Annotated in this window: 28 protein-coding genes and 1 other RNA gene; 3 read left to right on the forward strand and 26 right to left on the reverse strand. The window is 54.7% G+C overall.

The annotated features are described in order from the left end of the window. Positions 1–158: 158 nt before the first annotated feature. Both RTU96_RS06055 and RTU96_RS06060 read left to right on the forward strand, forming a co-directional pair. On the forward strand, positions 159–1,616 hold the full coding sequence (locus RTU96_RS06055; protein ID WP_312635560.1) for a recombinase family protein: 1,458 nt from the start codon (positions 159–161) through the stop codon (positions 1,614–1,616). Between the two features lie 2 nt (positions 1,617–1,618). Further along, positions 1,619–2,152, forward strand: coding sequence for a manganese catalase family protein (locus tag RTU96_RS06060; protein WP_312635561.1), 534 nt, complete (start codon positions 1,619–1,621; stop codon positions 2,150–2,152). Positions 2,153–2,230: 78 nt separating this feature from the next. Here RTU96_RS06060 and RTU96_RS06065 read toward each other — a convergent pair whose 3' ends face one another. The 7 genes from RTU96_RS06065 to murD form a co-directional block, all read right to left on the reverse strand. Then, on the reverse strand, positions 2,231–2,467 hold the full coding sequence (locus tag RTU96_RS06065; RefSeq protein WP_312635761.1) for a CoA transferase: 237 nt from the start codon (positions 2,465–2,467) through the stop codon (positions 2,231–2,233). Positions 2,468–2,551: 84 nt separating this feature from the next. Continuing rightward, a complete protein-coding gene (locus RTU96_RS06070; protein ID WP_312635563.1) occupies positions 2,552–2,815 on the reverse strand; it encodes a hypothetical protein in 264 nt (87 codons plus the stop codon). A gap of 164 nt (positions 2,816–2,979) precedes the next feature. Beyond that, complete coding sequence (locus tag RTU96_RS06075) at positions 2,980–3,141, reverse strand: hypothetical protein (RefSeq protein WP_312635564.1); 162 nt, start codon at positions 3,139–3,141, stop codon at positions 2,980–2,982. 118 nt (positions 3,142–3,259) lie between these two features. Further along, positions 3,260–3,640 (reverse strand): LysR family transcriptional regulator, encoded by a 381-nt coding sequence (locus RTU96_RS06080; protein ID WP_312635565.1) that lies wholly within the window; start codon positions 3,638–3,640, stop codon positions 3,260–3,262. Positions 3,641–4,035: 395 nt separating this feature from the next. Further along, entirely contained in the window at positions 4,036–6,012 is a 1,977-nt protein-coding gene (gene ligA, locus RTU96_RS06085; RefSeq protein WP_312635567.1) for an NAD-dependent DNA ligase LigA, read from the reverse strand. A 56-nt stretch (positions 6,013–6,068) separates the two neighbouring features. Next, the gene (gene yunB / locus RTU96_RS06090) at positions 6,069–6,767 is read right to left on the reverse strand and encodes a sporulation protein YunB (protein ID WP_312635569.1); all 699 of its coding nucleotides are present in this window, start codon (positions 6,765–6,767) and stop codon (positions 6,069–6,071) included. Positions 6,768–6,810: 43 nt separating this feature from the next. Continuing rightward, positions 6,811–8,190 carry a UDP-N-acetylmuramoyl-L-alanine--D-glutamate ligase gene (gene murD, locus RTU96_RS06095; RefSeq protein WP_312635570.1) on the reverse strand — a complete coding sequence of 460 codons (1,380 nt, stop codon included), beginning with the start codon at positions 8,188–8,190 and terminating at the stop codon, positions 6,811–6,813. A gap of 147 nt (positions 8,191–8,337) precedes the next feature. On the opposite strand from murD, the gene rnpB reads away from it, so the two are divergent. Continuing rightward, an RNA gene (rnpB, locus tag RTU96_RS06100) (RNase P RNA component class A) lies at positions 8,338–8,765 on the forward strand. A 237-nt stretch (positions 8,766–9,002) separates the two neighbouring features. Here rnpB and RTU96_RS06105 read toward each other — a convergent pair. From RTU96_RS06105 to RTU96_RS06195, 19 genes are all read right to left on the reverse strand, one after another. Next, positions 9,003–9,737 (reverse strand): YebC/PmpR family DNA-binding transcriptional regulator, encoded by a 735-nt coding sequence (locus RTU96_RS06105; protein WP_312635571.1) that lies wholly within the window; start codon positions 9,735–9,737, stop codon positions 9,003–9,005. A gap of 4 nt (positions 9,738–9,741) precedes the next feature. After that, entirely contained in the window at positions 9,742–10,533 is a 792-nt protein-coding gene (locus RTU96_RS06110; protein ID WP_312635572.1) for a Nif3-like dinuclear metal center hexameric protein, read from the reverse strand. Continuing rightward, positions 10,517–11,230 carry a class I SAM-dependent methyltransferase gene (locus RTU96_RS06115; protein WP_312635573.1) on the reverse strand — a complete coding sequence of 238 codons (714 nt, stop codon included), beginning with the start codon at positions 11,228–11,230 and terminating at the stop codon, positions 10,517–10,519. Before RTU96_RS06115 ends, RTU96_RS06110 begins: the two co-directional genes overlap by 17 nt. 128 nt (positions 11,231–11,358) lie before the next feature. Further along, a complete protein-coding gene (locus RTU96_RS06120) occupies positions 11,359–11,568 on the reverse strand; it encodes a DUF1858 domain-containing protein (RefSeq protein ID WP_293009464.1) in 210 nt (69 codons plus the stop codon). A 253-nt stretch (positions 11,569–11,821) separates the two neighbouring features. After that, the gene (locus RTU96_RS06125) at positions 11,822–12,103 is read right to left on the reverse strand and encodes a zinc-ribbon domain containing protein (RefSeq protein WP_293009465.1); all 282 of its coding nucleotides are present in this window, start codon (positions 12,101–12,103) and stop codon (positions 11,822–11,824) included. 38 nt (positions 12,104–12,141) lie between these two features. Then, positions 12,142–12,783 (reverse strand): sigma-70 family RNA polymerase sigma factor, encoded by a 642-nt coding sequence (locus RTU96_RS06130; protein WP_312635576.1) that lies wholly within the window; start codon positions 12,781–12,783, stop codon positions 12,142–12,144. A 99-nt stretch (positions 12,784–12,882) separates the two neighbouring features. Continuing rightward, the gene (gene glmM / locus RTU96_RS06135; RefSeq protein WP_312635578.1) at positions 12,883–14,238 is read right to left on the reverse strand and encodes a phosphoglucosamine mutase; all 1,356 of its coding nucleotides are present in this window, start codon (positions 14,236–14,238) and stop codon (positions 12,883–12,885) included. 27 nt (positions 14,239–14,265) lie between these two features. Then, complete coding sequence (gene ruvB, locus RTU96_RS06140) at positions 14,266–15,318, reverse strand: Holliday junction branch migration DNA helicase RuvB (protein ID WP_312635579.1); 1,053 nt, start codon at positions 15,316–15,318, stop codon at positions 14,266–14,268. A 50-nt stretch (positions 15,319–15,368) separates the two neighbouring features. Further along, positions 15,369–15,701 carry a DUF6054 family protein gene (locus RTU96_RS06145; RefSeq protein ID WP_312635581.1) on the reverse strand — a complete coding sequence of 111 codons (333 nt, stop codon included), beginning with the start codon at positions 15,699–15,701 and terminating at the stop codon, positions 15,369–15,371. A gap of 162 nt (positions 15,702–15,863) precedes the next feature. Continuing rightward, complete coding sequence (ruvA, locus tag RTU96_RS06150; RefSeq protein WP_312635582.1) at positions 15,864–16,469, reverse strand: Holliday junction branch migration protein RuvA; 606 nt, start codon at positions 16,467–16,469, stop codon at positions 15,864–15,866. Positions 16,470–16,522: 53 nt separating this feature from the next. After that, complete coding sequence (ruvC, locus tag RTU96_RS06155) at positions 16,523–17,032, reverse strand: crossover junction endodeoxyribonuclease RuvC (RefSeq protein WP_312635585.1); 510 nt, start codon at positions 17,030–17,032, stop codon at positions 16,523–16,525. A 108-nt stretch (positions 17,033–17,140) separates the two neighbouring features. Continuing rightward, positions 17,141–18,544: a DUF4179 domain-containing protein gene (locus RTU96_RS06160; protein ID WP_312635586.1), complete on the reverse strand. Its 1,404-nt coding sequence runs from the start codon at positions 18,542–18,544 to the stop codon at positions 17,141–17,143. Continuing rightward, positions 18,541–19,011, reverse strand: a complete 471-nt coding sequence (locus RTU96_RS06165; protein ID WP_312635587.1) for a sigma-70 family RNA polymerase sigma factor — start codon at positions 19,009–19,011, stop codon at positions 18,541–18,543. Before RTU96_RS06165 ends, RTU96_RS06160 begins: the two co-directional genes overlap by 4 nt. A gap of 133 nt (positions 19,012–19,144) precedes the next feature. Continuing rightward, entirely contained in the window at positions 19,145–20,032 is an 888-nt protein-coding gene (xerD, locus tag RTU96_RS06170) for a site-specific tyrosine recombinase XerD (RefSeq protein ID WP_293009791.1), read from the reverse strand. A 69-nt stretch (positions 20,033–20,101) separates the two neighbouring features. Beyond that, entirely contained in the window at positions 20,102–20,737 is a 636-nt protein-coding gene (locus tag RTU96_RS06175; protein WP_312635763.1) for a stage II sporulation protein M, read from the reverse strand. Positions 20,738–21,102: 365 nt separating this feature from the next. Beyond that, positions 21,103–21,540: a hypothetical protein gene (locus tag RTU96_RS06180; RefSeq protein ID WP_312635588.1), complete on the reverse strand. Its 438-nt coding sequence runs from the start codon at positions 21,538–21,540 to the stop codon at positions 21,103–21,105. A gap of 90 nt (positions 21,541–21,630) precedes the next feature. Beyond that, the gene (gene yajC / locus RTU96_RS06185; RefSeq protein ID WP_312635589.1) at positions 21,631–22,032 is read right to left on the reverse strand and encodes a preprotein translocase subunit YajC; all 402 of its coding nucleotides are present in this window, start codon (positions 22,030–22,032) and stop codon (positions 21,631–21,633) included. A gap of 80 nt (positions 22,033–22,112) precedes the next feature. Continuing rightward, complete coding sequence (gene tgt, locus RTU96_RS06190; protein WP_312635590.1) at positions 22,113–23,246, reverse strand: tRNA guanosine(34) transglycosylase Tgt; 1,134 nt, start codon at positions 23,244–23,246, stop codon at positions 22,113–22,115. Positions 23,247–23,716: 470 nt separating this feature from the next. Beyond that, a complete protein-coding gene (locus tag RTU96_RS06195; RefSeq protein ID WP_312635591.1) occupies positions 23,717–25,843 on the reverse strand; it encodes a CotH kinase family protein in 2,127 nt (708 codons plus the stop codon). Positions 25,844–25,853 lie beyond the last annotated feature (10 nt).

Genomic DNA, 25,853 nt, shown 5'->3' on the forward strand with positions numbered 1-25,853 from the left:
ATTATATATCAAAATCCTTGAGAATAGGGTGTCAACTTTATTTATACAACATCATTGACTCGCTTTCAGAGCAGAGCGCAAAGGATTTTTTGAAAATATGCTTAAAAATGGTTTCCGCGCATTTGCGCGGAAACCAAGATGAACAGAGGTGAAATCCCATGCCAGACGAATATAGAATTGCCGCTGCATACATCCGCGTCAGCACCGAAGACCAGACAGAGCTGTCCCCTGCCAGCCAGCTTGTGGAGATTCGCAAGTGGGCGGCAAAAAACGGCTGGATTATTCCGGAGGAATACGTCTTTGTGGACGAGGGAATTTCCGGACGAAAGGTCACAGGGCGGGGCGCTTTCCGTCATTTAATCGGCACGGCAAAATTGAAGCCCAAGCCCTTTGATGCAATTTTGCTATGGAAGTTCTCCCGGTTTGCCCGGAACCGGGACGACGCGGTGTTTTATAAGTCCGTCCTGCGCAAGCAGCTCCACATTGAGGTACTTTCCATCAGCGAGCCGATTGCCGAGGGAAAACTCGGCATTCTCATGGAAGCGCTGATTGAAGCCATGGACGAATATTACTCCATCAACCTTGCTGAAGAAGTCAAGCGCGGCATGGAGGAAAAGCATCGCCGGGGCGAACTGCAATCCAATCCTTCCTTCGGATACACGGTGCAGGACAATGTTCTGGCTCCAAAGGAACCGGAGGCCACTTACATAAAAGAGATATTCCGCCGCTTCTCTGAGGGTGAGGGCTTCTTCCACATTGCCAAGTGGCTGAATGATATCGGTGCCCGGACACACCGGGGGAATCTTTTTGAAAACCGCACCGTGGAGTATATTCTTCGCAATCCGGTTTACATTGGAAAGCTCCGCTGGAATCCCTCCGGCATCACTCGCCGCGATTTTACGGACCCCGCTATTGTGCTGGCCGACGGAAAGCACGAGCCTTTAATAGATATGGACACATGGAACATTGTGCAGTCCCGCATCGCGGAGCTGAAGGCCACATGGAAATATCATGGGCGGCCTCTGGGAAGCAATAAGGACTGGATTTCCGGCCTGATCCACTGCTCTTCCTGCGGTGCCACCTTGATTTTTGCAAAGCCGAACTATTGGAAGTGCAATCACTATGTTCGGGGCCGCTGCAAAACCTCCCAGCACGTTTCCACGGACCTCTTAAAAGAGGCTATTATCCGCCGTCTTCAAGTTGACCTTCAAACCAGCTCGCCCATTCAGTACGAGATCATTCGGGCAAAGGATGTCGGCGAGGACGAATTAAACGCGCTGCGCACTCAGCGGGATTCTCTCGCAAAAAAGCTGGACCGTTTGCGTGATGCATACCTTGCCGGAGCCGATACTGTCGAGGAATATAAGACCACAAAAGAGTCCACTCAGGCAAGGCTGGCCGATGTGAACACGCAGATTCAAGCGGCAGAAAAAAAGAGCGCCAAGATTGGCACCCCCACTGCTATGAAAAAATCTATACGTTCCGTCTTAAAGACGATTACTTCCGATTCCACTACCATGGAGCAGAAATCCGAAGCGGCCCATTCCATCATCGAATACGCCACCTGGGACAAAGCCCAAAACCTCCTGCAAATACATTATCGCCTTGTCTTTTAATTTTGCTTCGTAGTCTGCTGCACTACGGGGGACCACACGGAGAGCTTGGTGCATCGCTGCGGTATCTCAGCCAGCGGTACTCCATGCCCTATCCCGAGCTGAAAGGGCTTTTAACCGATATAGGGACAGAAGAACTAGGCCATTTGGAGATGGTGGGTACCATTGTCCATCAGTTAACCCGGAACCTCACGGAAGGTGACGTGAGAGAGGGCGGCTTTGCCCCCTATTTTATCGACCACACCACCTCGGTCTACCCCACCGCCGCGTCCGGCTCTCCCTGGAGCGCAGACGGTATTGCCGTCACTGGTGATACCATCGCAGATTTGACCGAGGATTTGGCGGCAGAGCAAAAAGCACGTCTGACCTATGACAACATTTTGCGGATGAGCGATGACCCGGATGTCACCGACGCCATTCGTTTCCTCCGCGCCAGAGAAATCGTCCACTTCCAACGCTTTGGCGAGGGACTTCGACTGGCCAAGGACCGGATGAACGAGAAAAATGTGTACTACATGAATCCGTCCTTTGACAAATAAGCGGACTGCAATGAATAAAAGGCGATATGACTGTAAAGTCATATCGCCTTTTTTACTCGCCTTCTCTTTCGAGGCAGTTTACCACACTTCAGCCCATTTGAGACGGCGGACGTAGACTATCCTAATTCTACCATAAAAAATCGTTATTGATTTTTCTGAACTGCCGATATCAGGATTGGCCTGTCGCAACACGTCCATACCGAGGCCCCATTTTTCCAAGGTACCGGTGCGGAAGTTCTCTATAATAACGTCACTTTTAGCCACCAGTTCCAAAAAGGGCTGCTTGCCCTCTTCGTAGTGGAAATCCAGCGTAATGCTCTTTTATTACGTCCCATAGATGGCCAACGTATACTGACGCCATCCTTCAGCGGCCCATGGACAGGCAATGACTGTGGTATATCAAGAACCCGAATTCCCTCCAATACTTCTATTGTGCTCTTCCTCTTTCTGTAAATAATCAATTTTCTCTGCAATCAAATTCTGATTTTTTATCATTTTGCTTGTGACAATGTGGGTATGATTATCAGCCCCTTGCAGTCCACCACATATTTGGCGTGCGGCTTGGCTGGCATAGAGGTTTCCGTCCCCACCCCTGAAGAAAAATTTCGGTTGGATTAGCATTATACTGTGCGTTGTGGCATTGATAATGGGCACAATGTCCATTTATTGAGTTTACATTCCTTTTGCAATGAACTAGTACATGACCTGAGCAAATGCCCCGGGTCTTGTGCTAAATATTGCTAAATCAGATCATATTGGCTAAATACCTTGCAATTCTGGCGGATCATATGCAGTAACATCTGGGTACTCCTCCAGAACACCCGGCTTTACAAATAGGATACCACAACAGGAGTGGTTTCGTGGAAATCTTTGATTGGGAAGATGTTCATCTTGTTATTCAACTCCTGATTTAATTTCAGTACGCTGGGAAGAGGCAGAAGCTGGCCGTATAATCCCGCATGGATGCAGGTCTGGGTGGCTGGAAACATGGACGCAGTCGAGACTGGCTCCGATTTTCTCCAGATGCCGCTTTAGCAGCATACTGGAATTGAAGTATGGCAAGTTGAGCGCAAAGGGCATCTGCTGAAAATTCCGTAGGTCAGCGCCTTACGTCTCCTGCAATTCCGGCGAAGCTGCACTGACGATACGCAGATGCACATCTGAAGAAGCATTTTTAAAATCGTTGATGAGGTTGGGCATCAAACTACGGAATCGCCCTTCCGTAGTTCCCAAAGTAATTTCTCCGCCTCGATCGTCCCGCAAATTACGCTCCAGCGATTTCACTTGGCACAGCGCTTCATACATGGATTGTTCTGCCGAAGTCAACCAGAAAGAAGGCTTGCGCTCAAACAGGGTTATACCAAAATCTGTCTCCAAATTGGACAGATACTTACTCAAATTCTGGTGAGAAATGAATAGATGCTCCGCCGAACGGGTCATATTGCCCTCCTTGGCCAGAACTAGGAAGTAATGATAATTGGTAAACATGAGATTCATCCCTTCTTCTTTAGCTTACGATACCGTCCGGAAAAGCTCAGGCGATTTAAGCATAAACACTGTAACAGTATGGCGATTTCTCGTTCTTTAGAAATTTATAAGGGAGTTCTGTGATAAAGGCAGCAAAAGCTTGTAAAAAGGAGTATGACTGTAAAGTCATACTCCTTTTCATGCATTGTATACTAGGAAACTTTTCGGGTACATCTATCAGCGTCAGACCAATCCAGTGAGCAAGATAGTTCATCTCGTTTCACGGTCAAAACGTCCTTTTCAGATTTCATCTGCCGCAGAGATAGGGGGGGGAAGATTAGGAATGTCGACAATCAGATATGCAATCCGCGTCATGCTCTTCCCTGCACCTGCTCTTCCCTGCACCTGCTCAGCTCTCATTTCAGCAGCGCCGCAAACTCATCCTCCGTCAGCACGGGGATACCCAGCTCCTGGGCCTTTTGAAGCTTGCTTCCTGCGGCGTCTCCCGCCACAACATAGGCCGTCTTTTTGGAAACGGAGCCGGATGACTTCCCACCCCGGGCTTGAATCATCTCCTCGGCGGACTTGCGGTCGAACTGGGTCAGCGTACCGGTGAGAACGAAGGTTTTTCCTGCGAAGCGGTCGTCCACCGCCTCTTCCGTGCAGGTAGTATTCACTCCGGCGCTGCGGAGCTTTTGCAGCAGGTCCTGAGATTGAGGGCTTGCAAGCCAGTCCAGAATGAACTGAGCCGTGACGGCTCCCACGCTGTCAATGCATGTCAGCTCTTCCGGTGTGGCACGCTCCAGCGCGTCAAGCGTTCTAAAATGCTGCGCCAACACCCGCCCTGCTTTTTCACCCACCTGCCGGATGCCCAGCGCGTAGAGCAGCTTCCCAAGGTCATTTCCCTTAGATTTCTCGATGGCAGCCACCGCGTTGGAAGCGGACTTTTCTCCCATGCGCTCTAACTGGGCAAAGTCCTGCTCCGTCAGGCCATAGAGGTCCGCGGCGGAGTGAATCAGCCCGGTTTCAATCAATTGTTGAAGCACGGCGGGTCCAAGACCGTCGATGTCCATAGCGTCCCGGCTGACAAAGTGCGTAATATTACGCAGAAGCTGGGCCGGGCATTCCGCGCCGGTGCAGCGAACCGCCACCCCGTCTTCGTCCCGGGTCACAGGTGCGCCGCAAACCGGGCAGTTTTTTGGCAGCTCATAGGGAATCGTCCCCTCCGGCCGCTTGGAAACGTCCACCTCCACGATTTCGGGGATAATCTCTCCCGCCTTCTGGACCAATACGGTGTCGCCCACGCGAACGTCCTTTTCAGCAATATAATCCTGATTATGCAGCGTGGCGCTCTGGACGGTAGTGCCTGCCAGATGGACCGGTGCAAGCACCGCCTTGGGCGTCAGCACTCCAGTGCGACCCACCTGAACCACAATGTCCAGAACCTTGCTCGGCTTCTGCTCCGGCGGATACTTGTAGGCAATGGCCCACTTAGGGCATTTCACAGTGCTGCCAAGCGATTCTCTGTCGGACAGCCGGTCAATTTTAATCACTGCTCCGTCCATATCGTAGGGATAGCTCATTCTCCGCTCGTTGATGTCATAGATTTCCTTCAGGCACGCGTCGGCGGTAAGGACCGTTTTATGGGGGATAACGGGGAAATGCTGGCTTTCTAAATAGTCCAGCGTTTCAGAGTGGGTGGCAAAGCTTCGTCCCTGCGCCAATTGCAGGTTAAAAATCCGGATGTCCAGCCGCCGTTCCGCCGCAATTTTCGGGTCAAGCTGGCGCAGGGAGCCTGCGGCTGCGTTTCGGGGGTTGGCCATGAGGGGCTTCCCCTCTATTTCCCGGTGGCGGTTGATTTCCTCAAACACGGAGCGGGCCATATAAACCTCTCCCCGGACAATGAGCCGGGGCAGCTTCTCCGGCAGCGTCATGGGAATGGAGCGGACGGTGCGCAGGTTCTCCGTCACATCCTCCCCCACTCTGCCGTCGCCTCTTGTCCCACCGCTGACAAATACGCCGTCCCGATACTCCAGCGCCACCGACAGTCCGTCTACCTTCGGCTCCAGAGAATACGCCGCATTCCCATCAAGCGACTCCTCCATCCGGCGGCAGAAATCCTCCACCTCTCCGGCGGTAAACACATCCTGCAAGCTCTCCAGCGGAACCTCGTGGCGATAAGGGGAAAAGCCATCCTTCAGCTTGTCCCCCACGCGCTGGGTGGGGGAATCCGGGACGATTTCCTCTGGATGCTCCTGTTCCAACTGCTGAAGCCGACGGTTTTTCATGTCGTAATCATAATCCGATATGGTGGGTTCGTCCAATACATAGTAGCGGTAGGCATTCTCGTTGAGCTCCTCCCGCAGTCGCTTCATTTCCTCGCGATAGTCCATGCGCTCGTTCCTTTTCCTTTCCTGCCCGGACTGAAAGCGGGAGGGCTTCCTCCCGCTCAGCCCTTGTTGAGAATCAGCTCTCTGGCGTCATCTGCTTGATCACCCGTATTGCTGAAATAGGTATAGCTCTCCGGAACCGTACCCACAATCACCGTTTCGGCCACGGTAAAGGCGTTGCTCACCTGCGTGGCGGTGTTAAAGCCCGGCAGCAAGATTGCCACGGATACATCCACCTCCAGCAGAATCCGATGCTTGGTCTGGTTGATCCCCGCGGTATCAAACTGGTTTTCCAGATGTGCCCTAGACGATCCCACGGACTGCATCCGCACCTTTACCCCCGGCCCACGCCCGGACAGCAGAGCAGACCCGGTAAGGCTGCCCACAGGGATGGACAAGTCTTTTGTGGATACGTCGGAGAGCCGCTCTAAAATCACCTTTAAAATTTTGGACTGCAAGCGGTTAAACTCCGGCATATTGCTTTTTACCGCCGTAATTTTCCCTTCGTTGTCCTTTTCAAAGGAAATTAAATCGTCATATTTAATCTCCCCACTGTCAATTGTTTCATTCACCGCCTGTGCGACGATGCCGTTCACCGTGTTGCTTACCCGGGTAACAGCCAACTGGGTCAGTAGCTGTTTCATCTGAAGACCCGCCACGGCGGCAAAGATCCCCAGCGCCAGAAACACCGCCGCCAGCAGCAGCCGCACCAGCGTCCGCCGAGTCAGGGGGCGGCGGTAGTATCCGTAAGATCTCATAGAATCACCCCATTGGAAGATTCTATGCGAAAGGGGCTTTTCCCTATTTCAATCCGGACACAATCTGCTTAAAAGCCCTGCCCCGCTCCATAAAGTTTTTAAACTGGTCAAAGGCCGCGCAGGCGGGGCTCAGCAAAATTACATCGCCCTCCCCTGCTCTCTGTGCCGCCGTTTCCACGGCAGCGCGAAGCTCAGAAACAGTCAGCATTTCCGGAGTTCCTTGATAATTGGGCGCATTTTCAACGCAGCCGCGGATTTTTTCCGCCGTGGCCCCGCAGAGAATCAGAAGCTTCACATGCTCCACAAGCTCCGGCCCCAGCGTGTCGAAGGGAATGTGCTTGTCGTAGCCCCCCGCAATAAGAATGACTTTTTCCGGGAAGGACCGCAGCCCCGCGATGGTACGGGAAGGGCTGGTTCCGATGGAGTCGTTGTAGTACCGCACACCCCGCAGCGTCCGCACCAGCTCAATGCGGTGCTCTACACCGGCAAAGGTCCGGGCCACCTCCCGCATTGCTTCATCGGGCACCAAACCGTCCATGGCAGCAATCGCCGCCATATAGTTTTCCACGTTATGAACCCCGGGAAGCAGGATATCGGATGTGTGCATAATTTCCCGCTCTGCCCCGTCTGCCCGGGAGACAATCACATCGCCCCGAAGGAATACGCCCTCCTCCGGCTCCTCTTTGCGGGAAAACAGCCGACGGCGGCCGACGGCGCGGCCTGCTTGCTCAGCCGTAATATCGTTGTCAGCATTAAATACGGCAATATCCGATGAAGACTGATGTGTAAAGATGTTTTCCTTTGCAGCTATATATTCCGCCATATCCCTGTGTACATCCAAATGATTGGGTGCCAGATTTGTAATTACGGCGATGTGGGGGCTGCGGGTCATGGTCATCAGTTGGAAAGAACTCAGCTCCAATACGGCATAGTCCTCCGGTCGCATTTCATCCGCCTCGCACAGCAGCGGACGGCCGATGTTTCCGCCAACGTGAACGTTTTTTCCGGCCTCCCGCAAAAATTCGGAGATCAGAGTGGTCGTGGTGGTCTTCCCGTCGCTTCCGGTAACAGCGATCAGCATGCAGGGAGCCACTTGAAAGAAGACCTCCATTTCGGAGGTAATCTCGCTTCCCCGTGCCGCTGCTGCCAAAAACTCCGGAACGTCCCGCCGCAATCCCGGCGTGCGAAAAATCACGTCCTGAGTCAGATCCTTCAGGTATTCGTCTCCCAGCTTCAGCGTTACGCCAAGACTTTCCAACCGGCCGGCCTCACAGCCCAAATCCTCCCGGCTTTTGCGGTCGCAGGCGGTGACGCGAACGCCCGATTTTGCCAAAAGCTCAATCAGCGGCGTGTTGCTGACGCCGATCCCCACAATGGCCACGGTTTTTTCCCGAATGGATGCAATATATTCCTGTAACGTCATAAGCGGTCCCTCCAAAAGCGCCCGCAGGGGCGGAAAAATTACTCAGAACAGTATACCGCAAAGCGGTAAAAATAGCAATCAGGCCCCATAAATTTTTCATCTTCTTTGCTGTTGACAAGCAGTGAAAGAGCGGGTAAAATAAACGGGCAAGTAAAACAGACAGTCGCGTAGGCAGGCCGAAAGGCCGTCTATGAGGAAAGTCCGGGCTCCACAGGGCAAGGATAACGGGTAACGCCCGCCGAAGGCGACTTCAGGAAAAGTGCAACAGAGATATACCGCCTTCTTTTGCCGTTCCATGGCGGTCGGGCCGCGTCGGCTAGCGCCGTCCTCGGACGGAACGCGGAATTGTCGGCTTCCGTGGATTGGCAAAAGACGGTAAGGATGGAAAGGCGAGGTAAGAGCTCACCCGACGGCTGGAAACAGTCCGTCGCTGTAAACTCTATCCGGAGCAACACCGTGGGGAAGCAATAGGTTGGCCCGACCGCTTCCAGGAGGTGGCTTGAGCGCGTCGGCGACGGCGCGTCGAGATAGATGACTGTCAAATACAGAACCCGGCTTACAGTTTTGCTTGCATCAGATATGGCCCTGGCTGCGGAATACGCAGCCGGGGCTTGTTCTTTTCTTCAGTGCCCTTCGTTCCCTTTTCGACCCTCCTTCTTTCGTAAGCTTTATACTGATATATTCAATAAAACCTAAGTTTTGTTGAATATATCAGTATAAAGCAGCCCGGGAGCAGTTTGCTCCCGGGCTGCCTGTTTTTTCAATATAGCCTTTAAACTGCTTCGGTCAGCAGACAAATGGGGCGGCTCAGCTTAGTCCTGCTCCCAGTTGTGCCAGACGTTCTGCACATCCTCATTGTCCTCCAGCATATCAATAAGCTTATCCATGTTTTTCACATCGCCCTCGCTGCTGAGCACAATGGTGTTCTGGGGGACCATCTCGATGTCGGCGTTGACAAAGCTGTACCCCTTCTCCTCCAGTGTCTTCACAACAGTGTTGAAGGAATCTGGGTCGGTGTTGATCTCAAGAGCCGGTCCGTCGGCGGTAAAGTCCGCCGCGCCGGCTTCCAGCGCATCCATCATCACGGTGTCCTCATCCAGCTCTCCATCCTCGTTGTCAATGACGATGACGCCTTTGCGGTCAAAAGACCAACTAACGCAGCCAGGCGCTCCCATGTTGCCGTTGCACTTGTCAAAGGCATGGCGAACCTCCGGCGCGGTGCGCTGGCGATTGTCGGTGAGGGCCTCCACAATGACGGCCACGCCGCCGGGACCGTAACCCTCATAGGTAATGGCCTCAAAGCTCTCCGTATTGCCCGCGCCCATGGCTTTCTCGATGGTGCGCTTGATATTGTCGTTGGGCATATTCACTGCCTTGGCCTTTGCAATGACCGTGGCAAGACGGGAATTATTGTTGGGATCGCCGCCGCCGCCTTCCTTCACGGCAACGAGAATCTCCTTTGCCACCTTGGTGAATGCCGCGGATCGTCTCGCGTCCGCCGCTCCCTTGGTTTTTTGGATATTATGCCACTTGGAATGTCCAGACATATGTTTATTCTCCTTTAATGTAGAATTGAATGACTTCCCGGTGGGAAGTGGATTTTTCAATAGAAAGCCCGGGGAATTTTCCTTGCAACCAGTCAATCAGCGCATGGCAGACCGGGTCCTCCGTGGGGAAATGGCCTGCGTCCAGCAGATTGATGCCCTTCCCCGCCGCGTCCAAAAACGCGTGATAGCCTAAATCCGAGGTCACAAAGGTATCACAGCCAGCAGCGGCTGCCGCATCTGCGTATTCGCCGCAGGCTCCACCGCCCACGGCCACGCGAAGCACCGATTTTCCGGCGTCGGCATAGCGCACGCCGTTGCAATCCAGTGCCTGAGAGACATAGCCGGCAAAATCCCGCAGCGCCATGGGCGCCGGGAGCCGCCCCATGCGGGCAAGCCCATTTGTCCCCGGAAGGGGCCCAGGGTCCTCCAGACGGAGAGTATAGGCCAGCACGTCATTCACGCCGCCCTCCGCCACATCCAAATTCGTATGCATGCAGATCACGCACATATTCGCACGGACCAGCTTCCGCAGCAGCCGCCCCTGCGGGGTATCCTCCCGCAAGGTTTGCACCGGAAGCCACCGGCAATTCATCACCGGATGGTGAGCGACAATCAATTGGCAGCCCTTTGCAATCGCCTCATCCGCAACCGCTTCCGTCACATCCAGCGCCGCCAAAGCGCGGGTAATTTCCGCAGCCGGGTCGCCCACCAGCAATCCCACGTTGTCCCAATCCATTGCACCGGCTTTGGGCGCGAGTTCAAACAGACTTTTCTCAATTTCAAGAGCCGTTGGCATGACGCCACTCCTCCCATAATTCCAACAAGGACCCAATTACATCCCTCAGCCGGTCCGCCTTTTCCCACGTTTCCGGTCCGCTCCCTCGGTTAAGCCCAGCCACCGCCGTCTGGAGCCTTAAAATCTGCTCCACAAGATATCGTCCGCCCAGCGGGTCCCCCATCAGATGAGCGCCACCGTATATCTGCCCCGGAGACAGGCTCTGCGAACCGGCTCCAACCTCCAGCACAGGATAAATAGTTCCCCGGTCCTCCACCAGACGCTCTCTGCTAATGGCGTAGCTGTTGGCACTGAGAAAGGTCCGCAGCTCCTCCGCCCGCGACTGGGGCTGGAGCAGCAATGTATGACTGCCGTCGGCCGTCCAGGGGGCGGCGGCGAGAATGGAAACGATGTTCTCTCCGCCCATCCCCGCGATCACCACAGTATCCGCCTCTTCCGCCTCCACTCCGGCAAGCCCATCGCACAGCCGAAATTCAATTCGCTCCAAAACGCCAAAGCGGCGCGCGGTGTCTTGCCCCCGGCCCAGAGGACCGGACCGCAGATCGCAGGCGATGGCGGAGCGAAGCCGTCCCTCCAGCGTCAGCCAAACCGGGAGATAGGCGTGGTCCGTACCCACGTCCGCCAGAGTGGCACCTTGAGGGACCCAGTCCGCCAACAATTGAAGCCGGGCCGACAACTCGGGTTTCCGTGCATTCATTCCGTCATCAGTCTCCTTCTGGCCCGCTGTAAACGGGAAAATTTCTGCCGTCGCCCGGCAACCGCTGACAAACGGAACGCATACGGATTTCCCGTATGCGTTCTGTCAGATTCTTCCTCGGAAAAGCTTTATTCCGCAGCCTTGTTGGCTTCCTCGTTGACCAGTGTCAACAGCTTGTCAACGTCCACGCCATGGACCATGCAAGCCTCTTCCACGGTTTCGCCGCGAGAAGAAGGGCAGCCCAAGCAGTGCATTCCAATGGAAAAGAAAATCGGCGCGGTCTGAGGAGCCACGTCCAGAATATCACCGATGATGGTGTCCTTTGTAATTTCAACCATAAATTTGCCTCCAAAAGTTCAGTTTATCGGAGCAAAGCTCCGTTCACTTTTAAGTATTATACCCCGTTTTCTCTCTAATTTCAAGAGAAATCCGGGGAAAATTTCATGTAAAAAGGCAAAACCTGCCCTTTTTGCGCTAAACCTAAAAAAAATCGGCTTTGCAGTCCTGTTTCGTTTCTTGAAGATACATCGCACCTTTAAAAAAAGCCAAAAAAGGAACGCCCTTTCGGACGTTCCTCTGAGATGACTTTCGTTATCTCTGCTCCTCGCGCATCTTGGCGAAGCACTCGCTGCAATACACAGGACGGTCGGACTTGGGCTCGAAGGGAACGCGAGCCTCTCCACCGCAGGATGCGCAAACAGCGGCGAAGTACTCCCGGGGACCGCGGGAAGCGGTCTTGCGGGCATCACGGCAGCCCTTGCAGCGCTGGGGCTCGTTCTGGAAGCCGCGCTCGGCATAAAACTCCTGCTCACCGGCGGTGAACACGAACTCCTGGCCACACTCTTTGCACACTAAAGTCTTGTCTTCGTACATGATTTTACCCTCTCTTTGAAAAGAAAAATATATTGCGCTCAGCTCTTGCTGAAATCGCCGGAAAGAAGTTGCCGCGCCACCTTACGACGGATCCGCTGCACGGCGTTGTCCACGGATTTAGGGGATTTGCCCACGGTTTCGGCAATTTCCCGACAAGATAAACCGTCTAAATAATACCCCAAAATCTTCGCTTCAAACTCGGACAATTGTTTCCGAACACCAAACAAGAGACTGCTCGTGTGCTCCCTGTCGATCAGAAAATCTTCAGGGCTGCGCTGCGTCAGATCCCGGGTACCAAGGGTGTAGGAGTCGCGATCAAAGAAGGGTGTATCAAGAGAAACCGACTGGTTCAGAGGCATGTGCTTGCCGCGGGAAGCGGCGCGCAGAACTGAAAGCAGACGATTGCGGACACAGGTTTCGGCAAAGGTGCGAAAAGCGGCGTCCCTTTCTCCGTCGTATTCCCGGACGGCCTTCATCAGTCCGATCATTCCCTCCTGCAGCAAATCCTCGCTGTCACCCCCGATCAAAAAGAACGGACGGGCACAGGAACGGACCAGACGGGTGTATTTGGAAACCAGACGCTCCTCCGCCCCGCGATTCCCGCGGGAGGCACGAACACACAGCTCCTCATCCGAAAGGCCGTCTGCACAGAATGAATTAGACTCTTCGCACTTGCACATACGTTATTATACCTTTTGAACACAAATTTTGTCAAGAGAAATATAAAATTCGTTAAAATTTCTTTTGAAAATTCTGGTAATTCCGCTCTGCGGCATCTTTTAAATTTCAATAGTTTTCACAAAATCCGCAAGTTTTTCAGCCGTTTTGCGCGCCTTTTCGATGGTTTTTGCCTCCACCATGACACGAATCAGTGCTTCTGTTCCGGAGGGTCGCACCAGAATACGGCCCTCGCCGCCCATGGCCTTCTCAGCCGCCTCCACGGCGCTTTGCAGTGCGGAGGAGGCCATAATCGCCTCCTTCACGCCCCGCTGATGGTCCACGGGCACGTTGATCAGCTCCTGAGGATACGTCGGACAGACGGACACCAGTTCCGAAGCCTTTTTGCCGGAGGTCTTCAAAACCTGCAAAAATTGGAGCGCGGTGACCTGACCGTCTCCGGTGGTTTCAAGGTCTGTGAAAATGGTGTGCCCGGACTGTTCGCCGCCGATGCGGAAGTCGCTCCGAAGCATTTCTTCCAGCACGTTCCGGTCCCCTACATCGGTACAAACCAGCTCCAACCCGCCCGTGCGGCAAAACTCGTGGAGACCCAGATTGCTCATCACGGTGGCAACCAGCGCGTTTCCGTTGAGCTTTCCCCTGCGCTTCATGTCCGCGGCGCACACGGCCATCACCTTATCGCCGTCGATAGGCCCGCCGGTTTCGTCCACCAGAAGGCAGCGGTCCGCATCCCCGTCAAAGGCCACGCCTACGTCGTACTTCCCTTTTACCACCGCAGCCGCCAAATCCTCAAGATATGTGGAGCCGCAGCGGCTGTTGATGTTCAAGCCGTCGGGCTGAGTGTGGATGAAATCCGTGTGGGCCTTAAACCGACCGAACAGCTCCGGCGCGGTGGCGCTGGACGCGCCGTTGGCGCAGTCCGCAAGAATGCGCAGCCCCGCAAGGTCGCTCTCCACCGTACCCGCCACAAAATCTATGTAATCCCGCTTCAGTTGGCGCATTCCGTGGTGACGGCGTCCAATTTCGTTACGGGTGCGGGACTTGATACGCGCATCGGACAGAATTTTCTCCTCCACCCGCAGTTCCACCTCGTCGGACAGCTTGTAGCCTTGGGCGTTGAACACCTTGATGCCGTTATGCTCATAGGGGTTATGAGACGCGGAAACCACAATGCCCGCATCGCCCCGCTCCCGCACCGTCAGATACGCCACAGCAGGGGTGGGAATTGTCCCCAGCGGCTTCACATCGCCGCCCACGTCGCAGATGCCTGCCATGAGGGCAGATTCCAGCATATCGGAGGAAACGCGGGTATCTTTACCGATCAAGACCACCGGGCGGCGGCCCAAATCCTCTGTCAGTACAGCGGCAACGGCCTGACCCACGCGAAACGCCTCCTGCGCCGTAAGGGTTTCTCCCACCACGCCGCGGATACCGTCGGTCCCAAAGAGTTTGCCCATATTTACATACCTCGTTCTATTCAAAAATCAAAAAGAGAGCTGCTCGGGCTGCTCCGTCCCGCCCGGAACGCTCAGCCCCAGATGGGAATACGCCCGATGAGTCACGCAGCGTCCCCGAGGCGTGCGGGTGAGAAAGCCCAACTGCATCAGATACGGCTCGTAAACGTCTTCCAGCGTCACGGACTCCTCCCCGATGGTGGCGGCCAGCGTCTCCAGTCCCACCGGGCCTCCGCCATAGTTCTCAACAATGGACGAAAGCATCCTCCGGTCCACCGAGTCAAGGCCCAGATAGTCCACCTCCAACGCATTTAATGCGTGATCCGCAACTGCCTTGGTAATGACCCCATCGGCCTTCACCTGCGCGAAATCTCGCACCCGTCGAAGCATCCGGTTGGCAATCCGGGGCGTTCCCCGGCTGCGCTTAGCAATCTCAAACGCACCTGCGTCCTCAATGGGGACATTTAAAATTCCGGCGCTGCGCGTGACAATCAGAGCCAATTCCTCCGAAGAATACAGTTCCAGCCGCAGCGTCACGCCGAAGCGGTCCCGCAAAGGCGCGGAGAGCTGGCCCGCCCGGGTGGTGGCCCCAATCAGAGTAAACCGGGGCAGGTCGAGACGGATGGAGTTTGCGGAAGGGCCTTTGCCCACGATAATGTCCAGCGCATAGTCCTCCATGGCTGGGTACAAAATTTCCTCCACCGCTCGGTTCAGCCGGTGAATTTCATCCACAAACAGAATGTCGTTCTCCGAAAGATTCGTTAAAAGCGCCGCCAGATCTCCCGGCTTTTCAATGGCGGGACCGGAGGTAATGCGGATGTTGACCCCCATTTCCCCCGCGATAATTCCCGCCAGCGTGGTCTTGCCAAGTCCGGGAGGACCGTGAAGCAGCACATGGTCCAGCGGCTCCGTCCGCTGCTTGGCGGCGGCGATGAACACGCTCAGATTCTCCTTGGCCTTCTCCTGCCCTATGTAGTCCCGCAGCGCCCGGGGGCGCAGGGAAATCTCGCCGCCATCCTCTTCAAGAAAGGTTTTGGCGACGATAGGCTCTTCATAAATGTCGCTTCCAAAGTCAATGCTCAACTGCTCACATCCCCCAAATCAGGCGCTTTTCTCTGTGTGGTGCTTTTCCTTTACAGAGATTCCGCTATATCACGTACGGTGTCCAGAAACGCTTCCTCACCCAAGGTGTTGAGCTTAAAAAACATGGCCTGACTTCCCCCGGAGGTAATCACGGAGAGGAACAAATCCCTTCCATACCCCATCAGGGTCAGATTCAGGCTGACCCGGTTTCCTCCAGCATAGCTGTACCGCTCGTAAACCCGCACCGCACAGCGCACATCAGCAACAGCATAGTCACTGCCGTCCTCGTAGGTGGCGGAAGCGCTGCCATTTAAAATCCCCGCGTGCAAGACATTCAGCGAGCTGTCAAACTCCCCCTGAAATCGACGCTCGTATTTTGCCATAGCCGTTCTCCTTTCCTGTATAGCGGCTGCGTACAGCCGTGCTTTTCTTCAAAGCGCGGATCGTATCGCTCCGCTTCAATCCCTTTTCCTCTTTAATTCGCCGGAAGCAAACTTTCCGACACTTCAGCCTTCAGGCATCTCACGTACACCCAAGATTCCCGCCTACCGTGCCATTTTTTTCAGACAGGCCCGGATAATCTCCTCCAGAGGAAGACTTAGTGTGTCAACACCCTTTAACGCCTCGGCCGTTTCTGCCGAGGAATAGCCCAACACACTCAAAGCGGCGGCGGCCTCCATGGTTTTATTGGTTAGATCAGCGCTGACGGCGCCGCTCCCCGTGCCCAGAGTAAAGCCGCTGGCGGCGTTCTCTTTGCTCATTTTATCTTTCAATTCCAAAATAATGCGCTGGGCAATTTTCTTCCCAATACCGGGAGCTGCCGTCAGGGCCTTTTCGTCCCCGGTAATCACCGACATGGCCAGTGTTTCCGGGGTGGAAACGGACAGAATCGCCAGCGCGGCCTTGGGTCCCACGCCGGACACGCCGATAAGCAGCTTAAAGCTGCCAAGCTCCGCAGGGCTCCCAAAGCCGTACAGCCCGAAAGCATTCTCCGCCACGTGAAAATGAGTGTACAGCTTGGCCTTCTCTCCTTTTTTCAGGCCCGCCAGCGTGTGCCCCGTGGTGGCGCAGGCATAGCCCACACCGCCACAATCGATCACCGCCAGATTGGGTTGTACCTCGGCAACAATACCGTTTAGATAGTAAAACACAGGATTCCTCCCATTCTTCGTTCAAATGCAGGTTGCGTCCTGCGCCCTGTCGGTCAAATCGTCTCCTTTACACCGCTCATCTGCGGAAGCCGTGAAGTAAAACTCCTTGCATGACAAAGGGCCAGCGCCAGCGCGTCCGCCGCGTCGTCGGGGCGGGGAACAGATTTCAGGTTTAGAAGCCGCCGGGTCATGTCCATCACCTGACGCTTCTCTGCTTTGCCATACCCCACCACCGCCATTTTCACCTGCGAGGGCGTGTATTCGTACAGCGGTATGCCACATTTCTCAGCGGACAGCAAAATGACACCCCGTCCGTGGGCCACAGCGATTCCGGTGGTAATGTTGTTGTTGAAGAACAGTTCCTCTATCGCAATAACTTCCGGCTTCAGTTTGCTGATTAAAGCCTCCATATCCCCGGAAATCTGATAAAGCCGCCGGGAAAGCGGCAAACCCGCAGGGGTGGTGACGGTGCCGTAGGTCACCATGCGCGCGCTGCCTCGGTCCGCTTCCACCAGCCCGAAGCCAATGGTAGCCACGCCGGGGTCAATTCCCAGAATCCGCATAGCCCCCCCCCTTTCGCACAATCAAAGTTATTATAGCAAATCGCAGCGGGATGCGCAACATGAAAAAAGGAACGCCTGTTTCAAGGCGTTCCTTTTTTGCGCTGTCTTTTATCTGATGGGAACCTTCACAGGAATGGGAAGGTCCGCCACACGGGTAAAGACCGGTTTCAGCCAAACCTCCGGGCCGACAGCCGCAGGCAGCGGCACCGTTTCGTAAAAGACGCCGGATGTACTGCCGTCCAGATATTCGCCGGTAGCGGGGTCCTGATAGGTGTAGGAAGAGCCGGATGAGGAAAAGGACTGCTCCTCTCCATTTTCATCCAGGTATCCGTTCCAAAGGCTGTACATATTATTTTCCCGATACTGTCTTGTCCGGAACGTCAGCAAGTTTCCGCTGTCAAGTCGTTGAATTCCCGCAAGCTCCGCGCCGTCCGGCAGGAGGCCGTGCTCTCCCGTGGCTAAATTCAGCCAAATGCGCTCCCGGTCTTTATCCAGCCAGCGTACCTGCGTAATGTAAAGTGTTAATTCCTTACTGTGGCTGAAATACGTGGAGTCCATCCAATAGGTCACGGTGGACGGCGAGGCTTCTTCTCCGCTGGCGGTAAGCCCGTTGCGCACTGGGTCGAACCGTTCACCCTGCTCGTTTTCCACATAGAACTCCAGACCCTTCAGCCACGCGGTGTTTTCCGGCGCATAGCCGAAGTCCAGCCGCAGGTGGGTGGGATAAATCTCTGCCCGCTCCAGTATCAGCGTCTGGTCGTCGATTTGGAATATCCGCTCCACCTCCACAATATCGCCTTGGGCGGTGAACCGGGGAGCTATGGAAAGATCAAAGGTAAACGTAGTCAGAATGTCCGGTTCGCGGTCGTGGGGGGCGAAATACGTTTCGTCCATGGACTCTTCGTCGGTCTTTGTCTCCGTCCCGTCGTTCTTATAGGTGTTCTGATAGACATCCAAAAGCAGAGTCAGGCGCTCCGGCACATCCAACTCCATAAAATTCACCGTCATCTGCCGCAGCTCCCCATTGGGTGTGCCGTATGACCCGCTGGAACTGCCGTATCCTCCTTTGTTGTCGGGCAGCTTTATGCTGGCGTCTGCTTCCAGTTCTTCGTATCGGTCGGAATCCAGAGAGTAAAAAATCTCCAATTGCTTCTGGTCCACAATCAGGTATTCCACCCGGGCGGTAATTCCGTCTTTGCTTTCTTCCTGTCCCACAGGCTGTACATAGTCATGCTCCACGGCGGCGGAAAGAGACGGCGACCACGATACCGCCCTTGCCAGTTCCCGCAGCACCGGCACACCGCCGCAAGCCCGGGCAAAGGGTGGAAACAGGTTCACCAGCAGCATGAAGCCCAAGAAGCACGCCGCAAGGCTCCCGGCGGGAACGCCAAAAAGGCGGACACGCCTGCGGGCTTTGCCGTTTCGCTGCAAGGCTCTCGTTACCGTATATTCAAGCTGCGGCGGCTCCGCAATTGAAGCTCGCAGCGCCGCGTATTCTTCATTTCGATTCATGGTTCTCCCTCCTCCAGTTCCAGTCTCAGCAACGCCAGCGCCCTGCGCTGGCGGGTAACCACCGTTCCCTGCGGGATGCTTAATGCCCGTGCGGTCTCCGCCAGCGTCAAATCCCCAAAGTAGCGCAGTGCAATTATCTGCCGTAACTCCTGTGGAAGACGGGCTACCGCCTCCCGCAAAGGCAGCGCATCGTAGTCAAAGCCCTCTTCCGCTTCCGGCAAATACTCATCCGGGCGCAGACGCTTCAGCCGTCGCAGCTCCCGTCCGCACTCGTTGATTAGAATGCGGGTAAGCCATGTTTCAAAATAGTCCGGCTCACGAAGCTGGTGGAGGTGCCGCAGCGCCTGATACACCGCTTCGTCCACGGCCTCCAGTGCTGCCGCCTCGCCCCCCAGATACGCAAAGGCCGTGCGATATAGCCGCGCCCGCATGGCCTCCGTTCTCCGAACAAATTCTTCCCGGTCCACCCGATCCCCCCTCTCTAACCATTAGAGCATTCATCCGCCCCTTTTGATTTGCCTCAACGGTATTTTTTTTACAACAAATAAGGGGCCGGCACGGGAAAGCTCCCGCACCGGCCCCGGCTAGCTCCTGTTTAATTCACGCCTTGGGATGGGCTTTGTTATACACGTCCTTGAGCTGATTTTTTACCACATGGGTATAAATCTGCGTGGAAGAAATGTCCGCATGGCCCAGCATCTCCTGAATGGAGCGCAGATCCGCCCCATTTTCCAACAGGTGGACGGCAAAAGAGTGACGCAGGGTGTGGGGCGTGATGTCCTTTTGAATCCCCGCCTTGTCCTGATAATACTTGATAATCTTCCAAAAACCCTGACGGCTCATACGCTCACCGTTCATATTTACGAACAGGGCTCGCTCGTCCATATCCGCAATAATTTCCGGGCGGACGCTCAACTCATAATCCCGCAGGGCCTTTACCGCCGCAGGGTACAGCGGGATAATGCGCTCCCGGCCCCGGCTGGCGCAGCGCAGAAATCCCGCCGACAAATTCAGATCGTCCACATCCAGCGCAATCAGCTCGCTGACGCGGATGCCGGTGGCGTACAGCAGCTCCAGCATGGCGTGATCCCGGAAGCCCTTGGTGTCCATACAGCGGGGCTGCTCCAAAAACAGCTCCACTTCCTTGCTGGTAAGAATTTCGGGATACCGCCGTTCCGCCTTTGTAGCCGTCAGTCCCCGTGCGGGGCTGGCTGCCATGGAGCCGGAGGAAACCATGAAGCTGTAAAAAGACTTGACAGCGGCCAGAAACCGCGTTACCGAGGCGGCGGATTTGCCCTTTGTATGCATCCAGTCCATATAGCGCTGAACCATCTCCGGTGCTGCGCGGCGCAGCTCGCTGCCCTCCTCCACATGGAGAAACTCCTGAAATTGGGTCACGTCCCGCAAATAGGCGGACACCGTATTGACGGAGGAACCTTTCTCCGCGGTCAGATATTTTTCATAAAGCTTAAGGTAGTCCGCCGCCACAGTAAAAGTCCCCCTCTCCCGACGCCGCTTGGCATAACCCTTTTCCGGCACGGTTTTTTAAATTTTATGTCACCGAAGAATCATTCCCAAAACCCAGTTTAAAAGCCACGGAGTCACCAGCAGCTCCGTCAGTACCCCGGCGGACAGAACCGCGCTCACCACCGCAAACCGAAGCCACCATGCTTTGTCATAAACCGGGGGTGAGGGCCTTCCGCCCTTTTCAAGAGACAGCGCTGCCAGCGCCACGGATTTTTCCAGCGCCGGGACCGCCACCGCAAAATAACACGGAAGCGTGATCAGACACCGCAGGCCAAACACCGCCAGCGCCAAAAGCACGCCGCCGGGGCCGAAAGCCGCCGTAAGACAACACACGGAAAATGAAAGAAAAAAGCCGTATGCCCCTGTGACCACCGGAAGCAGCGCCGCGCCCACCGAGGCAAAGCCCAGCAAAAACGCCAGCAATGGATAGCGAAAATAGACCGCCAACGCGGAAAGCACCGTCCTACCGGTTGGCTCCGGAGGGGTGCTCAGTGAAAAATAGCCGTTTAAATACTCCGTCAGCTCTCTGGCTGTTTCCGCACTTACGCGGGCAGAAAGAACCTGTCCCAAAAACAGGCCCACAAGAAAACAGGCGGCTAACAGCAACAAGCGGAGCCACGGACCGTGTCCGCTCCGCATCAGGCGGCGACCGCCCACCGACCCCACAAACAAAGCGCCTCACCTCACGCAAATCTATGCGGTAGGCGGACAGGTTAGAAGTCGGTTAACGTAAATATCGTCCTTACTAATATATTGCTTTTTTTCAAGAACCGCAAGGGCTTTTCAGGAATCCCCTATTTTTTGTAAACTATGACAAAATGTTATGTAAACATTGTTATGTAAACTTCATAAACCGAACATTTATAAGATCCCTTTCGCCGGCGCAAACGTCAAGATGTGGGGTCCGCCCAAGAGCGGACCCCACTACATCTGTGCCGACATACTATCCCGCTTTTCAGAGCCTTGCTAAGGCCGTCTTTGGAAAAATCTGAAAGAATCCCAAAATTTTGGTGAAAATCACAAGGGCTGTACTAGCTCCTCTTCCCCACCTTTATCCGGCGACCAGTCGCGGAGCGGGATTGCTTTTTCTTTTTGCCCCGTTTTCGACCCAGCATCGCCGCCAACAAGCCCCCCGCCAGCGCCGCTGCCAGCAAAATAAAGCTTCCTCCGGACCAGATCAAGTCGTCGCAAAGCAGTACTCCGCCCAAGGTCAGCGCAGCCGCAAAAATTGCTGCGGACCCCAGCGCGGCCCACAAAGGCCCCACCTCTGTACGGCGAATAGACAGTGCCCCGCCGGCATAGGATGCCAACACTCCGCTCGCCGCCTGAAAACGGAACGCCATTTCCTCCGGCATGATCCCCTCCAGGGTCAGCAGCGCCAGCAAACATTGAAACCCGATGTAAAGTCCCAGGGACAGCGCCGCCCCCTCTAAAAATCCTGCCCATCCGGGCATTTTTCGTTTGGCCATAAAAAGCCCTCCCCCGTCATATGCTCTTTGCCAGCATATGACGGGAGAGGTTTGTTTATGAGGGGTAGTCCCGGTTTTGCCCCGGCGGTTTTACACCTCGGGGTCCCAAGACTTCTTTTCGCCGTCTCCGGAAGGCTGCTCGATCTCAGCAGACTGCTCCTCAGCAGCGGGAGCGGCAGGCTCTTCGTCAGACTTGCTCTCCTGCTTCTGCTTGGCCTTAGGGTCGGTAGAGGTCTGCACGCCGGTGGTGGACACGGCCCACTTGGTAATTTCTATGCGGACGCGATCCTCACTGGTTTCAATAATAATCGTGTCCTCGTTCACCTGCACGATGGAACCCACGATTCCGCCGATGGTGGTGAGCTTGTCACCCTTTTTCAGACTGTCGCGCAGCTGCTGGGCAGACTTTTTCCGCTTGTTTTCCGGACGGATGATCATGAAGTAGAACACGCCGATCAGAACTACCAGCATCATGATTGTTGTAGGATCCATAGGGCAAATACTCCTTTGTGTTATCAGAATGAATTTATTATATCCAAAGCAGCCAAAATTTGCAAGCCCTTTTTCAAGGCTTACACCCGCTGCTCCAGTTTACCGCTGTATTTCTCCCGGAATGCGTCAAACGTCCCGGCATCCAGCGCGTCCCGGATTTTGCGCATCAACTCGTTATAGAACCAGAGGTTGTGCAGCACGGACAGCCGCAAGGCCAGCACCTCGTCCGCCTTAAACAAATGCCGCAGATATGCTCTGGAAAAGCTGCGGCAGCAGGGACAGCCACAGCTCTGGCCCACCGGGGCAGGGTCCGTCTCGTACTTCCGATTCATGATGTTCACCGTCCCCTCCCAGGTGAACAGCTTTCCATGCCGCCCGTTGCGGGAGGGCATCACGCAGTCAAAAAAGTCCACACCCCGAGCCACGGCTTCGATGATGTTGCTGGGGGTACCCACACCCATGAGATACCGGGGTTTTTCCTTGGGCATATGAGGTTCCACTGCGTCGATGATTTCGTACATCACCTCCGCCGGCTCCCCAACCGCAAGGCCGCCGATGGCGTACCCGTCGCAGTTGAGCTTTGCAATTTCCTCCATATGCCACACCCGCAGGTCCGCAAACGTGGCCCCCTGATTGATACCGAAGAGCATTTGCTTGGGATTCACTGTGTCCGGCAGTGTGTTGAGCCGCCCATGCTCTGCAATACACCGCTCCAGCCACCGGGCCGTCCGTTTGCAGGATGCCTCGGCATATTCGTGTGTGGCGGGATTCTCCACGCATTCGTCAAACGCCATGGCAATGTCGCTGCCAAGATTGGACTGAATTTGCATGGACTCCTCAGGTCCCATGAAAACCCGATGCCCGTCAATGTGGGAGGCAAAGGTCACGCCCTCCTCTCGGATTTTCCGCAGAGATGCCAGAGAAAACACCTGAAACCCGCCGGAATCTGTGAGAATCGGGCCGTCCCAGCCCATAAACCTGTGCAGCCCGCCCATCTCCCGCACAACTTTGTCGCCAGGCCGCAGATGCAGGTGATAGGTATTAGAAAGCTCGATCTGGCAACCGATTTCCTTGAGGTCCAATGCGCTGACGCCGCCTTTGATGGCACCCTGCGTGCCCACATTCATAAACACCGGGGTCTGGACCTCGCCGCCGTGGGCGCAGGAAAACACGCCGCGCCGCGCCCGGCCCTGATACGCAATCACTTTAAACATGAATGGCTCCTAATTCCTGAAATATTAAGCGGCAAAGCCGCACCTGGTGAAACTGTGAGACTACCCTTCTTGCATATACAGCGCATACGCATGTATATCCGATGCATATACAAAACCGGGTATGCATTCAGTCCGCCGTCGGATGAATATAACCTCCCATGCGTTGAAAACTTAGCACGGAGACAGCTTGAAATGCCGGACTGCAAGCCCAAATTCTCATCCTGCTGATTATACACGGAAGCGCAAAACATTGCAAGCGCAGTGTCAATTCTATGCCTGCAAAAGCACTTTTTCCGAAAAGCATTTGTTTTGAATTTACTTTGTACGGCAGCTTATTCCGCACCGGGTCATTCTTTTATCGTCAGGCAATTTTATCGTATCACCGAGGGCAAAAAGGTGCCGCATCCTTCTTTCAGCAAAAGAAGCGATGCGGCGTTTTTCCATTGATTTTTATGCCAAGAAAGAGAAGGTCAACGATGAACCCGGAACCGACGGGCGACAACAATGCCCGCCGCAAGAAGCAACACGGCTGCAACCAGATAATAATAATATATCTGAACGGACGTGGCGGTAGTTTCCTGTTGGCTCCCGATGCCCTGCGGGCGATTTCCGGAAGGCGCTCCCCCCTGCCCTCCGCCTCCGGGAGGAAAGCCTTGCCCGAAGGTCTGCGCATCCTCCTGCGCGGCACTATCCTGAGTTGCACCGTCCTGTGAAGCATTCTCTCCGGATTCCGATGAAGCATTTTGATTCTGAGTCTGACCTCCATTTTCCGTACCCGCGGGAGGTGCCGTTTGCATACCGTCCTCTCCCTCACCCTCCGTATCACCGGGAGCCGAAGACGCTTCATCAGATTGTTTGTCCGCCTGGGTATCCGTCTGCTGGTTGCCCGGACGGGAATTTTCTCCGCCGCCCATGCCGCCTGCATTGGAGCCCATGCTCTTTATATCAATCACGGAAGCGTCTACGAAGCTTGAGTTATCCGCCGTTTGATTCTCGCTGGTGGAGGGAATGGTTCCGTCAAGCTGCCCCTGTACGCTCTTGGCTCGCAGCAGGCAGAAGCTTTTGAGCATTGCCGAGGCTTTGGTAAACTCCTCATAGGTGCAAAACGCGGTGGGGTCCTTTTCAACATATGGGGAAATCAGCGCAATGGCACTTTCAATCATTTGCTCAAACTCACCGCTGTCAAAATAGCTGGAAATGAATTCGCCGAAAAGCTGATGGTAAAGCTCCAGATAGGTTTCATTTTCAAGCAGTTTTCCCAAAAGAGGACGTTCCTCCAGCGTGGCGCCGGAAACCGGGGTGTCAATCGGAAAATTCACAAGTGCCGTGGTGGAGGTCGTTCCGCTTTGGGAATTTCCGCCGCCTGAAAAAGCGCCGAAGGCGAGGTTATAGTCCCAGGCAATCATCGAAAGCATCCCGTCTTTTTCGTAGAGATAATAGTTGTGCATCATACTTCCGGTATAGCTGTCAAAATTCAGCACGAAGTTGTGTACGACAAAATATCGCAACACTTCTTCAATATTGACAATTTCCTCAAGGTTTTCCCCCGCCGAAAGCTGCTTGAGGGTGGAGATCAGCCGATCCTTATCGCTATCGGTGATATCGAAAACGGCATTGTCAAAAATGTTGGAATAGCTGTCGTAGTCGTCGTCCGAGTAGACCAGTGCCACAGCGGTACTTCCACCGCCCATGCCGCCGGCTCCTCCTCCCTGCCGTCCGCCTCCGGGACCGCCTTGATTTTCAGCAGAGGGGGCCGTACGTTCGCTGTTATCCCCAGCATCCTGTTTCGCCGCCGTGTTTTGTTCCCCATTTTTATCTGCGGCTTGCCCGGTCTGCTGCTTCGTACTTGCATCGACGGTTTCCTGCGTCTGCTGCTCCGCATTTTCATCGGCAGTTTGCCGGAATTGCTGGCGGTCGTTTCCTGCGGGCATTTCCTGGGTTTTATCATTGTCCCCATTGCCGCCGCCCATCATATTCATGCTGTCGGGCTTATAAATCTGCCCGGAATCCGAGCCATAGTTTCGGCTGGCATAGGCGTCTTCAATTCCCTCCACCGCCAGATATAGGCCCCAGTCCTCTCCGTTGACGGTGATATAAATGAAGCTGCACAGGGGAGAATCCGCGTCAAACGCATTCATCATCTGATAGCTGACATAATCCTTCAAATAAGTATTGTCCTGCACAATGTTGTTGAGGGCCAGCTTATCCAGCCCGTAATAGGTTTGGCCCGTCTGGTAATGGTCAAACTCAATTTTAAAGCTGTACCGGTCGGAATCCGAGCTTACAATGCTGGAAAGAGAGGAGTTTCCCTTGGTGCGCAGGCCGATGTTCTTCACTGAATTACCGTCCAGCACAATGCTGGCGGCAATATATTCTTTATCCGAGGCGTTGTCCAGCATCTCCTGCCAGTCGTCTTCCTCCACCACTATATCCAGCGTGTGGACGCGGTCGGTGGAGAAGAGCGATTCCACATAGGGCATTTCCGTCTGCGCCACCGACAGTCCGAAGGATTCGCCAAATACAAACAGAATGGTTGTCAGCAGCATAGCTGCAACAATCGCTATACAAATCGGCGTCGTGTACTTATGCCTTAACATGGACGCTCCT

Origin of the sequence: Oscillibacter sp. (assembly GCF_032018205.1) — a bacterium.
Lineage (GTDB): Bacteria > Bacillota > Clostridia > Oscillospirales > Oscillospiraceae > Oscillibacter.

What these genes read in the sequence shown, in the direction of transcription:
- glmM (WP_312635578.1), bottom strand. Translation starts at nt 14,238, where the DNA reads ATGGGCAAACTCTTTGGGACCGACGGTATCCGCGGCGTGGTGGGAGAA.
- RTU96_RS06120 (WP_293009464.1), bottom strand. Translation starts at nt 11,568, where the DNA reads ATGGTTGAAATTACAAAGGACACCATCATCGGTGATATTCTGGACGTG.
- RTU96_RS06055 (WP_312635560.1), top strand. Translation starts at nt 159, where the DNA reads ATGCCAGACGAATATAGAATTGCCGCTGCATACATCCGCGTCAGCACC.
- ruvC (WP_312635585.1), bottom strand. Translation starts at nt 17,032, where the DNA reads ATGCGGATTCTGGGAATTGACCCCGGCGTGGCTACCATTGGCTTCGGG.
- RTU96_RS06160 (WP_312635586.1), bottom strand. Translation starts at nt 18,544, where the DNA reads ATGAATCGAAATGAAGAATACGCGGCGCTGCGAGCTTCAATTGCGGAG.
- RTU96_RS06180 (WP_312635588.1), bottom strand. Translation starts at nt 21,540, where the DNA reads ATGGCCAAACGAAAAATGCCCGGATGGGCAGGATTTTTAGAGGGGGCG.
- yajC (WP_312635589.1), bottom strand. Translation starts at nt 22,032, where the DNA reads ATGGATCCTACAACAATCATGATGCTGGTAGTTCTGATCGGCGTGTTC.
- RTU96_RS06145 (WP_312635581.1), bottom strand. Translation starts at nt 15,701, where the DNA reads ATGGCAAAATACGAGCGTCGATTTCAGGGGGAGTTTGACAGCTCGCTG.
- murD (WP_312635570.1), bottom strand. Translation starts at nt 8,190, where the DNA reads ATGACGTTACAGGAATATATTGCATCCATTCGGGAAAAAACCGTGGCC.
- yunB (WP_312635569.1), bottom strand. Translation starts at nt 6,767, where the DNA reads ATGAGATCTTACGGATACTACCGCCGCCCCCTGACTCGGCGGACGCTG.
- RTU96_RS06105 (WP_312635571.1), bottom strand. Translation starts at nt 9,737, where the DNA reads ATGTCTGGACATTCCAAGTGGCATAATATCCAAAAAACCAAGGGAGCG.
- RTU96_RS06080 (WP_312635565.1), bottom strand. Translation starts at nt 3,640, where the DNA reads ATGTTTACCAATTATCATTACTTCCTAGTTCTGGCCAAGGAGGGCAAT.
- ligA (WP_312635567.1), bottom strand. Translation starts at nt 6,012, where the DNA reads ATGGACTATCGCGAGGAAATGAAGCGACTGCGGGAGGAGCTCAACGAG.
- RTU96_RS06110 (WP_312635572.1), bottom strand. Translation starts at nt 10,533, where the DNA reads ATGCCAACGGCTCTTGAAATTGAGAAAAGTCTGTTTGAACTCGCGCCC.
- tgt (WP_312635590.1), bottom strand. Translation starts at nt 23,246, where the DNA reads ATGTTTAAAGTGATTGCGTATCAGGGCCGGGCGCGGCGCGGCGTGTTT.
- RTU96_RS06130 (WP_312635576.1), bottom strand. Translation starts at nt 12,783, where the DNA reads ATGTGCAAGTGCGAAGAGTCTAATTCATTCTGTGCAGACGGCCTTTCG.
- RTU96_RS06195 (WP_312635591.1), bottom strand. Translation starts at nt 25,843, where the DNA reads ATGTTAAGGCATAAGTACACGACGCCGATTTGTATAGCGATTGTTGCA.
- RTU96_RS06125 (WP_293009465.1), bottom strand. Translation starts at nt 12,103, where the DNA reads ATGTACGAAGACAAGACTTTAGTGTGCAAAGAGTGTGGCCAGGAGTTC.
- RTU96_RS06115 (WP_312635573.1), bottom strand. Translation starts at nt 11,230, where the DNA reads ATGAATGCACGGAAACCCGAGTTGTCGGCCCGGCTTCAATTGTTGGCG.
- RTU96_RS06070 (WP_312635563.1), bottom strand. Translation starts at nt 2,815, where the DNA reads ATGGACATTGTGCCCATTATCAATGCCACAACGCACAGTATAATGCTA.
- RTU96_RS06075 (WP_312635564.1), bottom strand. Translation starts at nt 3,141, where the DNA reads ATGTTTCCAGCCACCCAGACCTGCATCCATGCGGGATTATACGGCCAG.